11 protein-coding genes are annotated in these 12,118 nt (G+C 43.9%); 6 read left to right on the forward strand and 5 right to left on the reverse strand.

Going from position 1 to position 12,118, the window contains the following annotated elements; genetic code table 11:
* The first annotated feature begins 69 nt into the window (after positions 1 to 69).
* A complete protein-coding gene (locus tag GVO62_RS03655) occupies positions 70 to 516 on the forward strand; it encodes an SRPBCC family protein (RefSeq protein ID WP_159117781.1) in 447 nt (148 codons plus the stop codon).
* Positions 517 to 634: 118 nt separating this feature from the next.
* Here the strand turns inward: GVO62_RS03655 and GVO62_RS03660 are convergent, their stop codons facing one another.
* Positions 635 to 1,756 (reverse strand): alkene reductase, encoded by a 1,122-nt coding sequence (locus GVO62_RS03660; RefSeq protein ID WP_159117782.1) that lies wholly within the window; start codon positions 1,754 to 1,756, stop codon positions 635 to 637.
* A gap of 218 nt (positions 1,757 to 1,974) precedes the next feature.
* Entirely contained in the window at positions 1,975 to 3,294 is a 1,320-nt protein-coding gene (locus tag GVO62_RS03665; RefSeq protein WP_159117783.1) for a carbohydrate porin, read from the reverse strand.
* 512 nt (positions 3,295 to 3,806) lie between these two features.
* On the opposite strand from GVO62_RS03665, the gene fucP reads away from it, so the two are divergent.
* Positions 3,807 to 5,144, forward strand: a complete 1,338-nt coding sequence (fucP, locus tag GVO62_RS03670) for an L-fucose:H+ symporter permease (protein ID WP_159117784.1) — start codon at positions 3,807 to 3,809, stop codon at positions 5,142 to 5,144.
* 43 nt (positions 5,145 to 5,187) lie between these two features.
* Here the strand turns inward: fucP and GVO62_RS03675 are convergent, their stop codons facing one another.
* Complete coding sequence (locus tag GVO62_RS03675) at positions 5,188 to 6,390, reverse strand: anhydro-N-acetylmuramic acid kinase (RefSeq protein WP_159117785.1); 1,203 nt, start codon at positions 6,388 to 6,390, stop codon at positions 5,188 to 5,190.
* 7 nt (positions 6,391 to 6,397) lie between these two features.
* Complete coding sequence (locus tag GVO62_RS03680; protein WP_120961940.1) at positions 6,398 to 7,723, reverse strand: OapA family protein; 1,326 nt, start codon at positions 7,721 to 7,723, stop codon at positions 6,398 to 6,400.
* A gap of 354 nt (positions 7,724 to 8,077) precedes the next feature.
* Between GVO62_RS03680 and tyrS the strand changes: the two genes are divergently transcribed.
* The 4 genes from tyrS to GVO62_RS03700 all read left to right on the forward strand — a co-directional run bounded on the left by tyrS (position 8,078) and on the right by GVO62_RS03700 (position 11,625).
* Positions 8,078 to 9,277, forward strand: a complete 1,200-nt coding sequence (tyrS, locus tag GVO62_RS03685) for a tyrosine--tRNA ligase (RefSeq protein WP_159117786.1) — start codon at positions 8,078 to 8,080, stop codon at positions 9,275 to 9,277.
* 379 nt (positions 9,278 to 9,656) lie between these two features.
* Positions 9,657 to 10,364, forward strand: a complete 708-nt coding sequence (locus GVO62_RS03690) for a hypothetical protein (RefSeq protein ID WP_159117787.1) — start codon at positions 9,657 to 9,659, stop codon at positions 10,362 to 10,364.
* Between the two features lie 69 nt (positions 10,365 to 10,433).
* Positions 10,434 to 10,961 (forward strand): RNA polymerase sigma factor, encoded by a 528-nt coding sequence (locus GVO62_RS03695; RefSeq protein WP_159117788.1) that lies wholly within the window; start codon positions 10,434 to 10,436, stop codon positions 10,959 to 10,961.
* Between the two features lie 79 nt (positions 10,962 to 11,040).
* Entirely contained in the window at positions 11,041 to 11,625 is a 585-nt protein-coding gene (locus tag GVO62_RS03700) for a hypothetical protein (RefSeq protein WP_236547052.1), read from the forward strand.
* 98 nt (positions 11,626 to 11,723) lie between these two features.
* On the opposite strand, the gene GVO62_RS03705 is transcribed toward GVO62_RS03700, so the two are convergent.
* A complete protein-coding gene (locus tag GVO62_RS03705) occupies positions 11,724 to 12,077 on the reverse strand; it encodes a DUF1428 domain-containing protein (RefSeq protein ID WP_159117790.1) in 354 nt (117 codons plus the stop codon).
* Between the last annotated feature and the right edge of the window lie 41 nt (positions 12,078 to 12,118).

Here is a 12,118-nt window from a genome sequence, read left to right on the forward strand (position 1 = left end):
GCTCACGCCTTTATCTTAAAATAAAAGATACAACGACTCTTAATCTTGAAGACTATTTAAGGCGGCTTTATGCACGAGTTTAAAATTGATGTAACGCTAGATGCATCATTGCCCTTTGTTTTTGCAGCATTTCACGAACCTGAATATCTGTCTGAATGGTTTGCGCCGGGTGATTGTTCAGTGACACAAATCATGTGCGACTTTAAAGAGGGCGGGCGTTATCGCATAAAAATGATGGACCCCAGCGGCATTGAAATGTCTTTGACCGGTGAATACGTGACTATATTAGCAAATGAACAGCTATCGTTTTCCTGGGCATGGGAAGACGACATTGAAGAGTCGATAATAACAACAGTAGATATACACTTTGAAGAAACCGAAGGAAACAACGTTAGGCTCGTGCTTTTGCAGCAAGGGTTTGTGAACAAGCAAGAGTGCGAACAACATAACTATGCCTGGATGTCGTGTTTGGAAAAGCTCGCTGTGTTAGCTGCTCAGAAAAAGTCATTCAATTAATGGTTTAGCCTTTATCTGTAGGCCAGGTTTAATTGCGCTAAAGCGCGCATAATAGAAAGGCAGAGCGGGAAGCTCTGCCTTTCTCTTTTTACCAACAAAAAGTGAAGCGCGATTATGCCTAAGTAAGAGACGTCATGGCGTCTTTTCCACTTTCTTCGCGGTAAGTTTCATAATCGTTATAGCCTTCTTCTGAACCACCATACCAAGTAGATGGGTCGTCGAATGATGCGAGCGGGTAATCGTGCTTGAAACGAGTAGGTAGGTCTGGATTGGTTATCCATGGTCTACCGAAGGCTATCATGTCGCCATCGCCAGCAGACAAGCGTTTCTCTGCTTCTTCTTTTGTATAGCCACAGTTACCCATGAGCATGCCGTCATACAAAGCTCTGAACTCGGCAAGCGTCATAGCCTCGCCACGCTCGTGAAAACCAAACGCTAGGCCGTCCATAACGTGAAGATAGCCTATGTTTAATTTATTGAGCTGTTGCGCAACATAAGTGTAGGTTTCGCGGAAATCATCGGCACCCATGTCGTTGAAGACACCGTTTGGCGATAATCTAACGCCCACTTGCTCACTTGACCATACGCTTAGTACAGTGTCCATGACTTCTGCTAAGAAGCGATAGCGATTCTCTAGGCTACCGCCATAGTCGTCGTCACGTTGATTGCTGCGGCTATCTAGAAATTGGTTGATAAGATAGCCATTAGCTGCGTGAACTTCAACGCCGTCGAAGCCTGCCGCTTTCGCATTAACCGCCGCCTTTTTGAAATCTTCAACAGTTCGCTTAATGTCATCATAGGTCATTGCCTTTGGCACTTCGTAAGGCTTTTTACCTTTTGGTGTGTGGATCTCATCACCTTCAATCTTTATTGCTGAGGCTGATAAGGGCAGTTCACCGTTATGAAAGTCACTATGTGACGCACGCCCAGTATGCCATAGCTGCAAGATAATTTTTCCGCCAGCTTGGTGAACGCGGTCCACAATAGAGCGCCAGCCATCTACCATTTCGTCGGTGTAAATTCCTGGAGTATCAACCCATCCAATACCTTCTTCTGAAATGGCTGTAGCTTCTGTGATAATGAGGCCCGCGTTGGCCCGCTGGACATAGTGATCGCCCATAATTTTATTCGGTATGCGATCGGCGCCTGCCCGTCCTCGGGTCATTGGTGCCAACACCATTCGATTTTGAAGCGTATTACCTGCCCAATCAAAAGTGCTAAAAAGTACTGAATCTGTCATTCCTTATCCTTAATTAATCTGAATACTTCAATAAGGGGCACGAAATAGACGAACCCCTTGTACTTGAGATAGTAGTGAATACATAAATATGGGGGACTTGGATTGATCACTAAGGCAATAGAGAAAAGATATCCATTTAAACTTCAGTGCACGAGGATCCTTGATTTCAACACTAGACAGTAAGGCACCAAAAAAAGCGCGCCTTTCGGCGCGTTTAATTAAGGGAAAATAAGAGCCGCAAGGTTTATGTCGAACCGTAGGCCTATAACAATTGCGTCATCAAGCGCGTTGACTCTGTCGCGCTCTGCGAACTGGTCGGGGTTAATAACATAGTGTACGTTTGGCTGAATTCTTACGTGTTCGTTAAGTTGGTAACCATAACTGAGCTCTAACATAGTTTGACTACTTGCCGGCGTGCCAACGCCGCCATTCAGAGCTCGCTGAATACGCTGGTCTTCTAGTGCTTCGTTACTATACTGCTGGCGGGTATATACAAAACCAATGGTATCGTCAGGACGTGAGGCAAATGTACCGCGCAATACGAAACCCGCTTTTATATAGTAGTCTTCGATTAATTCGCCTGAAGTGCCGGTTAGCACAGCGCCAAACAGCGTTAGTCCTTCTTTTGTAAGTGGGTTAGGGCGAGTAACGGTTTGTTCAAAGCGTGCGAATATACCCGAGCGACCGTTCCTAACTGCATAACCATTTCCTGACTGTGCTGCATAGTTGCCCTCATCATCAAATACAGGATCGGTATAATCAGCACCATCGTACCAACCGCCAATCTCATATCTTTTTGGAAGCTCGTCATCATTCCACGTGGTTTGATAACCTAGCGTAAACGGAACTACGACGCCGGTGGCCTCATTTGTAGCCCAATCAAATCCGTGGTCCCCCAGGTCTTGATGGCTGGTATTGTCTTCATATATTCCTGTATGGAAGTAGGTCTTTGGTGAAAGCCAGTATTTTGCATGTCCGCCCCAACTCGACACAGGCCACCAGGTAAAGTTACTGGTTCTAAAAACAAACGTGGGGTTGCCGCACGCTGCGTTTGTTTGAAAGTATTGGCAAAGCTCAGACCCCAAAAAACTGATGTTGGCCACTGTGCGTCCACCTTCTACTTCCAAGTCACCGTCAAGAAATGTTGATGAAATAGTAAAGCGAGCAAGACGAGTGTTTTGACCACCAAATATTTCCTGCACAGAAGTGCTATTGCCGATGTAATGCTCTGCTAGGTTTTTTCCATGTCGATTGGTCATCGCAATATGAACTTTAGTGTCGTCCCAATCTAGCAAGGTATTTAAATCTAATTCTCCTCCTATAAAAAGCTGTCCCGCGTAAGCACTACCTCGTCGCTGACCTCCCTCAATATTTGTCGCTGACTCGCCGGTGTAACTAGCTTGAAAGTCGAACGCTTCTTGCCAGTTACCTTGTGATGCTAAACCGGTAGTAGAAAATACGAGCGTACTTGATATAAGCGCTGCAAAGAAAAATTGCGATATTGTCTTAGCCGTGCAGAAGGAGATAGGTTTATCCATCATTTTTCTCTCAATTAAAATACGTTGCGAGTTTGAACTGTTATGACCTTGTGACGAAAAATACAAAGGTATTTCTTGTCTGTAGCCCGCTAATTCCTTGTTAAATCTATAAAAAATGAACCAATTGAAATAACAGCGTGTTAACACTTTCTTAAGGCAAGACGAAATCTATCTAAATGTATCGATTAAATCAACCGTGTTTATTTATGTGTTTTTGCTGGTTTGTTTAATTTTGGTTAAAAATTCAAGCAGGTTCGATTGTCGAAGATAGTTATTGTGGCTCACATAAAACCGTCAAACGTTACTTTTTATATTATTGATATTTATATTATATTTTGTTTTTTGATAATATGCGTTATTCGAGGGTGGAGGGCTTTGTTAATTAGTCTTTTAATCCAAAGTATAAATTTTTACCTTTTTATAATTAAATAAACTAAATTGATTTATTGACAGTGATAAAATGCGGTGATTAAATTGGTTAACTAATTATTTACAAGCAAAAGGCCGTTTATATGAAAAACAACGCCCCTTTAGTTTCCAAAGACACATTACTTCCCTTTATACTATTAACAATTTGCTTCGCTGCATGGGGGGTTGCTGCCAATATGACTGACCCACTTGTTAAAGTGTTTAGTAAAATATTTACCATGTCTTCGCTGCAATCAGCACTTGTACAGTTTGCCTATTATGGTGCGTACTTTTGTCTGGCAATTCCTGCAGCCTTTATCAATAAACGCTTTTCTTACAAAACGGGAGTGCTCACCGGATTAGGGTGTGCTGCTGCGGGAGCGTTTTTGTTTTATCCAGCCAGTCAAACTATGACCTATGGCTTTTTCTTGGCCGCCCTCTTTGTATTAGCGGGTGGGCTATCTATTCTTGAGACCTCAGCTAATCCTTACGTAATGGCTATGGGAAGTGAGAAAAGTGCTACTCGCCGCCTCAATCTCGCCCAGGCGTTCAACCCTGTGGGTACAAACTTAGGGGTATTTTTAGCCGCGACCCTTATTCTACCGAACCTGAATCAAGCCTCAGCAGAAGAGCGGGCAGCCATGTCCGTAGGCGAGCTTAAATCTGTTATCGGAGCTGAACTTGATGCGGTAATGCTGCCCTATGTAGGTATGGCTTGTGTGCTTGTGTTAGTTTGGGTTGCAATAGCACTGATTAAAGCGCCCATTCAAGAGTCGGTAGAGTCTAGAGTAGAAGACGTTAAGCTTGGTGCATCGCTAAAACGCTTAGTGGCAAACAAGCACTATCGTTTTGGTGTATTGGCTCAGTTCTTTAACGTTGGCGCGCAAACCTGCGTTTGGACGTTTACTATTCAGTACGCTATGACAGCTATGGGTGGAAATGAGGTTAGTGGTGGTGAGATATTGCAATACAGTATGATTGTGTTTCTTATCTCTCGTTTTGTTATGACGTGGGTCATGCAGTACCTTTATCCAGCGAGACTTCTAATGATTATGTCGCTAATCGCAATGGCGCTGTGCATTTTTATGACTCAGTCACCTAATTTAGCGGGCGTAATTGCACTTGTTTCTATATCTGCATGTTTATCACTCATGTTCCCTACGATTTACGGTATTGCTCTTGAGGGATTAGGAGAAGATACCAAGCTTGGTGCTGCAGGTCTTGTAATGGCAATACTGGGCGGGGCAATTATGCCGTTATTCCAAGCCGCTATTATAGATAGCGCAGGAGTAGTAATCTCTTATGTTGTTCCCGCTATTTGTTTCTTGCTAGTGGGTGGCTATGGGTATTTCGATATGCGCGCCAAAAAAGGATGTGTTGACAATAAAAGTAAAGTAGATGCTGAGGCGTTAAAAGATATGGAAATGGGAATCGCCAAATAGGTGATAAGCGTTCTTCATGAAGGGCGATGCTACAGCGCCCTTTTCATGCTTTTTTAAAAAGCGCTCCGAGCACAGTGGCTTTAGATGCCCCTGTCACCTCAGGTACATTGCCGGGTATGTCATTGACATAGGCATGTGCAAACCACGCAAATGCGGCACCCTCAACGTGTTGAGGGTGCATGCCAAGAGTAAAGCTATCAGAAACCTTGTAGTTATCTAAGGCGTCCACAAGATAGGCCAAGAGCGCTTTGTTAAATGCGCCCCCTCCGCAAATAATAACTTCGCTTGCTTCACTACATTTATTTACTCGTGGTAAGTACGTCTTGATATCTCGAGCAATAGTTTCGCCGGTCAAAGCCAGTAAAGTAGCCTGAACATCCTTTGGCGCTAAATTGTTACTCGCCTCTTCACCATCTAACGCCGTACTAGAAGGAAAGTAATCTGCGAGCGTGTTACTTAACCAGTCGATATTGAAATATTCTCTACCTGTACTTTTCGGCGCAGGTAGCTGGAAATAGTCGTCCAGTAGAAGCTGCTGAAGCAGGCCCGAGTGAGGGGTGCCCGATGCTGCCCAGGCACCGTCTCTATCAAAACTCTCATTCAAATGAAGGCTTATCCACTGGTCCATTAACCTATTTCCCGGTCCGATATCAAACCCTCTGGGTGCGAGGCCTTCATGTTGAGGGGAAAGCAGTGAAACGTTAGCAATACCACCTATGTTCACAAGGGCGCGATATGTTTTACTACTAGCAAAAATTGCATTGTGAAAGGCGGGAACAAGGGGAGCGCCCTGTCCTCCAAGCGCAATATCCTTACGCCTAAAATCGGCGATAACATCAATGCCGGTTAACGTGGCAATAGTATTGGGGTCGCCTATCTGGCAAGTAAAACCTCGAACTGAGGATTTGGCAAAGTGTGCCGATAGCACGTCTGCATTTGGGTGGTGGCGTACTGTTTGGCCGTGGGAGCCAATGGCCGTTATATCTGATGCAGTAAGGCCGTTTCGTTCAAGTAATTCTAAGGTAACCCGGGCAAAGGTTTCAGCAACTAGTCTGTCTGCAATTGCCAGACTATTCAGTTCGTCAGGGCCTTCTGTGCAAAGCGCGTTAAGCGCTGAAAGTAACTCGTTTGAATAGGGTGTTGAATGTGCGGCGAGGGTAGTACACGAGGTTTGTGTAATATCACACAGGACGGCGTCGACGCCGTCCATGCTAGTGCCAGACATAAGGCCAATATATTTTGCCATAGCGCTGCTATTTCATCGCAAGCATAATACGTTTGTTGTTGTTAAGCTGCTGTTGACGAAGTTCTGCTATTTCCATAAACCTTTCTCGCTCTTCCTTTGCAATCGGTAGCGCTTTTGGTAGCTCTACTGTTCGTGGGTTTCTATGTACACCATCTACCAAGAATTCATAATGTAGATGCGCGCCAGTCACCATACCTGAGCTACCAAGATAACCGACAGTTTGACCTTGTTTAACGGTATCTCCAACCTTCACTGCACGTTTCTTAAAGTGAAGGTATTTGGTGGTATATTTTTCACCGTGTTGAATAAAAACATGGTGGCCGTTGTATTTATCATAGCCCGCTTTGATCACTTTTCCATCGCCAGCGGCCATGATTGGTGTGCCAACCGCAGCAACATAGTCAGTACCGCGATGTGCTTTCCAGCGCTTTTGTACAGGGTGAAAACGCGCTTTTGTGAAATTCGAACTTACGTATCTAAAGTTAACGGGCGCACGCAAGAAGCTCTTACGCATACTGCGGCCTTCAGGCGTATAGTAGGTACCGTCTTCATGAAGGATCGCGCTAAAATGTTCACCTTGGTTGGTAAATTCAGCAGCCACAATATCGCCATAGCCAACAAACTCACCATCAATATATTGTTCTTCGAACACGACATTGAAGGTATCACCAGAGCGAATCTCCATTGCAAAGTCGATATCCCAGCCGAAAATTCCAGCCAAATTCATAATTTGATTACTGGTTAAGCCAGCGTCGCTCGCGGCATTCCAAAAGCTAGAGTGAATTTCACCTTGCGCGAAGTTATAGCGAATGTCGACATCACGTTTCTCAAGCTGGGCAGTAAGCCCGTTATCATCGCCAGACGTACTAGGACGAACAAACAGGGTTTCCGTTGAAGACAGTTTGTACTTCAATTCTCCAAAACTACCGTCTTTATTTGCTTTAAACGAGAGTTCATCGCCAGGCAGCAAAGTAACAAGTGTTTTTGCTAGCTCGCCAGCTTGTGTCACATTATAAACGTCGCGGGCAGTAAAACCTGCTCGTTTAAAAAGCTTTGCTAATGTGTCGCCACTGCGAACTTTATAGGTTTGCCACGTAGACTCTTCTTCACCAGAAAACACATCAGTAGACGGCGTAATATGCAGATCTACCGGATAGCGCACGCCCGCGTCTAAAATATGTGCCTCTTGATGGCGGCTAGCTTCAACTGGCTCCGACGGCAAAAGGATAAGCCCGCCAAGAAACAGACTCGCGATAGCGATACCTGTTCTGTGCTGCTTAGGTAAATTTTTATATAAATTGACCGCTTTTGAAGGGTCTAATTTCTTTCTCATACTACTGCCCACCTGAGAAATGTTATGTGCACAACTCTATTTCACATACGTTGCTTAAAAATGCAACTTTTCTCATTATTTTTGTTAGCGCAAATTGTTACACCCAATAGCTCTTAACACCGTGGTCATCTCAAGCGTGCGCTGAATATTTGCGAATGTGAAGGCTTTAGTCATCCCTCTACGTTCGACATAAGACAATTCAGTACACAGATTTCACGTTCAAAACTGTTGGGTTTAACAACATGACTGTTTGTAATCCGTTTTTTGACGCGCAAACCTTTTAATGGTTCCGTTGTACGCGTAAAATGCCCGCCATTATTGAATGTACAGTTTATTTAAGAGTGTGACTTACAAATGAAAGATTGGCAAACAGCGCTAGCTGAGATTAAACGGGGCGTAGATGAAATACTTCCCGAAGAGGATTTAATTGAAAAACTAAAATCCGGCAAAACCCTAACCATTAAAGCGGGTTTTGATCCAACTGCGCCCGATCTGCATCTTGGTCACACTGTATTGATCAATAAGCTGCGTACATTTCAGCAACTAGGCCACAAGGTTGTTTTTCTTATTGGCGATTTTACTGGCCTCATTGGCGATCCTACAGGTAAAAATGTAACACGCAAGCCCTTAAGCAAAGAACAGGTATTAGAAAACGCGAAAACGTATCAAGAACAGGTGTTCAAGATCCTTGATGAAGATAAGACGGAAATACGTTTTAACTCAGAATGGATGGATAAACTGGGCGCAGCAGGCATGATCAAACTCGCTGCAAGCCAAACGGTTGCGCGTATGCTAGAACGCGACGACTTTAAAAAGCGTTATAACAATGGTCAACCTATCGCTATCCACGAATTTCTATATCCGTTGGTGCAAGGTTGGGACTCTGTAGCGCTTGAATCAGATGTTGAATTAGGCGGTACTGATCAGCGCTTTAATCTACTTATGGGTCGTGAACTTCAAAAAGAGCAAGGTCAAAAGCAGCAATCTATTGTGATGGTACCGCTACTTGAAGGCCTAGATGGCGTTCAGAAGATGTCTAAATCTTTGAACAATTACATCGGTATCACAGACGCGCCAAACGATATGTTTGGTAAAGTGATGTCTATTTCCGATGATTTGATGTGGCGTTACTATGATCTTATCAGCTTCCGCCCACTAGAAGAGATAGCTGAGCTTAAATCTCGTGTTGCTAACGGTGAAAACCCTCGTGATATTAAAATCATGTTGGCGAAAGAAATTATCGCACGCTTCCATGACGATGCCGCAGCTGAAGGCGCGCATCAAGATTTCATTCAACGCTTCCAAAAAAATGCCATTCCTGACGACATGCCAGAGCTTGAAATAGCGCTAAGCGACGAAGGCATTGCAATTGGTAATTTGCTAAAAGAAGCGAAGCTTGTTGGGTCAACGTCAGACGCTATGCGTATGATTAAGCAAGGTGCAGTCAAAATTAACGGTGACAAAGTGGAAGATACCCGTTTAGTTATCACTGAAAAAGGTGAAAACGTGTACCAAGTGGGTAAACGCAAGTTCGCGCGCATCACACTTGCCTAGTGTTTTTCTGAAATGTTTTGAAAGCCCGCTCATTTGAGCGGGCTTTTTTTTGCTTGAAATATCAATTTTGAAACATGGTTGGCGATTTTTTCTTTAAAAATACGATTTGTTGCTAGTGCAACATTGACGTACTAGCCAAAATTGGAAACGAGCATGTTTGGCTTTTGCTCTTGTAAATAATTGGCGCTACATGTTTTTTTAAGATTTTTTTACTTTTTTAAAAAAAGTTTGTCAGGTTTTTGCCATTGCCATCGTCTATAGGGGAAAAGTTAAACAATAATCCCAACTGTACGATGAGCAGTTTACGCGTTGCAGCCTGGGGTGAAACACCAGCGATATTTAAATAAAAAATACTTAGGCAATGCAAAAGGATAGAACAATGACAACCTTAACTTCAGCTCATACAGCATACCAACACGCTAATAAGAGTCTTCCTGCAAAAGAAGCATTAATATGGCTTAAAGAAGGCTGGCAGCTTTTTAAGAAAGCACCAATCAAGCTATTAGGCCTTTCATTTTTAATGCTGCTTATGGCTGGGCTTCTTCAGGGACTCTTGGGGCCTGTCGGGTTAGGAGTATCTAAGTGGATAAGCCCGATTTTAGCTACCTTCATGTGGTTGGCGATCGCTAATTTAGCAGTAAAAGGCAGGGTAAGCCTGTCAGGTGGGACATTGCGTTCATGGGCGAATATTGCATTATGGAGCTTAACCGGGCCCGCAATAGCGTGGATTCAATTTCAAATTGGCGATATGTTAATAGGGGCTGAGTCAATGGCGGCTTTAGCAAGCGGTAATATAGTAGATGTACCTGCTTGGAAAGTTGGGCTAATGATGGGCTCGGCGACACCAATAAATCTACTGCTTCTATTTGTACCTTTGTTGCTAATTTTAAAGCATCATTCAATCTCAGCGTCTTTTAAAAATAGTATCGCTGCGGTAATAGGCGCTTATAAACCCATGTTAGTAGTAGGTGTGATGATGTTCTTGAGTGTTGCACTAGCGCCTTATACCTTTGCATTATCGGGGTTAGTGTTAGGTCCTATTGTTTCATGTGCATGCTTTGTTGCTTTTCAGCGTTTGTTCCGATAATCGATCACTGAACGAAACTCGACAGCTCATTTACGGCGTGGAATTAAAAATAATAAAAATGGAATTGCAGTGAAAGAAACCATGCAAATTGAAAAACTGCTTTGTGAATACGCGCCACTCATGGCGCGTATTGCGGCAACGTTTGAGGCCAATAAATCCCTTCAAGATGAACTGATACAAGAAATATCGCTGGCGGTTTGGCGTGCTTTCGAAGGAGCTCCAAAAGAGGGGGGGAGTGGCTTTCGCGGAGAGGCAAGTGTGAAAACATTTGTGGCCAAAGTAGCGCACAACAAGGCGGTTGACCACGTGATTAAAGAGCAGCGGCGTCAAGAGTTCACTCACGAGGGAGAATTTGATTCTTCTCACACTACCAGCGCTAGTTCATCTCGAGATGCAACGTTACAAGAGAATGCGATGGATCTCATGACTGGCTTACGTCAGCTCGAAATAAAGCACAGACAGGTACTTGCCTTGCTTTTGGAAGGTTTCAGTCAGCTGGAAATTGCCAGTATGTTAGGTATCAAAGAGAGTGCAGTCGCTAAACGAGTAAGTCGCGCCCGCCAACAGTTAACACAGATTATGGGACAGCAGCCATGAGCGGACACAGAAAAGCCATGAGCGAACATAAAACAGCCATGAGCGAGGGTAAAAAGCCATGAGCGAAGAAGGATCAAATGTGAGTAAAAACACTTCCAGTATGAGCGAATTAGATAAACAGCTTGAACAGTGGCAAAGTGCATATAAAGAGGCAACGCCTTCAGTGGATACTGATTCACTGATTAAAGACACCAAAAGCGCGAGATTTAAACTTAAACTAAAAGGTGCCTTTGATTTCGCCCTTGGGCTTGCGGTTTCTGTGTGGTGCTTAACGTTAGTGCTGTTTGAGCCCTTAACTGCCTACCAATTTTTTCTGTTTTCGGTACTTACGCCTATCCCTGTTGCGTTTGGAATATGGGGATATTGGGTAAGACAAAAGCAGTGGAGAGCGCAAACACTAGACGTGCAGTCGATGCTGTCATTTAAACAAATCCAGCTACAACAGCAGTTACATTACTGGAAAGTGAGTCTTTATGGATGCGTAGCATTGTGGTGTGGATTGCTAGTGTTAGCTATTTTTAATGTGCTCATGTTCGATACGTATACCTTATGGGGTACACAACTACTCATTAACAGTGTGGTCGTGTTCGTCGTATATCGCAGGTATAAAAAGCTAACGGCAGACTTGCCGGCGGCGCTGGCGAAAATAGACGACATGAAATAACTAATACCAGTCCGCAAAGGTAATTACCTACTCAGCGAGAGTTAAAATTAGCGTAATCGTGGCGTGTTAACGCAGGTATAAAAGCTGTAGTTTCAGTTCTATAACTCTAGTATAGGAGCGAAGCCCCCATAGATAAGGCGCTTACCGTCAAACGGCATGGGGTTTTCGCTATTGTTCATTCTAGGGTCTTGCATCACCTTCTGCCATGCGGTATCACGCACTTCTTTTGATGGCCAAAACGCAATTGAAAACACAACGGTTTCATTTTCTTTAGCTTTTACAGCTAGGGGAAAAGACGTCACCTCGCCATCGGGGACATCGTCACCCCAAGCTTCGAGTATTTTTGTGGCGCCATATTCTTTAAAAATATCACCAGCGAGTTTGGCGTGCTCAATGTATAGCGCTTTATTTTCGGTGGGAACGGCTACAGCAAAGGCATCAATATATGACATGAGGTGACTCCGTCAAAGAAGAAGTGACTAAAGTAGCCTAA

The sequence above is a fragment of the Alteromonas sp. KUL150 genome, from assembly GCF_009811475.1.
GTDB lineage: Bacteria > Pseudomonadota > Gammaproteobacteria > Enterobacterales > Alteromonadaceae > Alteromonas > Alteromonas gracilis.

Excerpts from the sequence above, each read along its gene's own strand:
- GVO62_RS03655 (WP_159117781.1), top strand. The coding sequence starts at position 70 with ATGCACGAGTTTAAAATTGATGTAACGCTAGATGCATCATTGCCCTTT.
- GVO62_RS03675 (WP_159117785.1), bottom strand. The coding sequence starts at position 6,390 with ATGGCAAAATATATTGGCCTTATGTCTGGCACTAGCATGGACGGCGTC.
- GVO62_RS03665 (WP_159117783.1), bottom strand. The coding sequence starts at position 3,294 with ATGGATAAACCTATCTCCTTCTGCACGGCTAAGACAATATCGCAATTT.
- GVO62_RS03680 (WP_120961940.1), bottom strand. The coding sequence starts at position 7,723 with ATGAGAAAGAAATTAGACCCTTCAAAAGCGGTCAATTTATATAAAAAT.
- GVO62_RS03660 (WP_159117782.1), bottom strand. The coding sequence starts at position 1,756 with ATGACAGATTCAGTACTTTTTAGCACTTTTGATTGGGCAGGTAATACG.
- GVO62_RS03690 (WP_159117787.1), top strand. The coding sequence starts at position 9,657 with ATGACAACCTTAACTTCAGCTCATACAGCATACCAACACGCTAATAAG.
- tyrS (WP_159117786.1), top strand. The coding sequence starts at position 8,078 with ATGAAAGATTGGCAAACAGCGCTAGCTGAGATTAAACGGGGCGTAGAT.
- fucP (WP_159117784.1), top strand. The coding sequence starts at position 3,807 with ATGAAAAACAACGCCCCTTTAGTTTCCAAAGACACATTACTTCCCTTT.
- GVO62_RS03705 (WP_159117790.1), bottom strand. The coding sequence starts at position 12,077 with ATGTCATATATTGATGCCTTTGCTGTAGCCGTTCCCACCGAAAATAAA.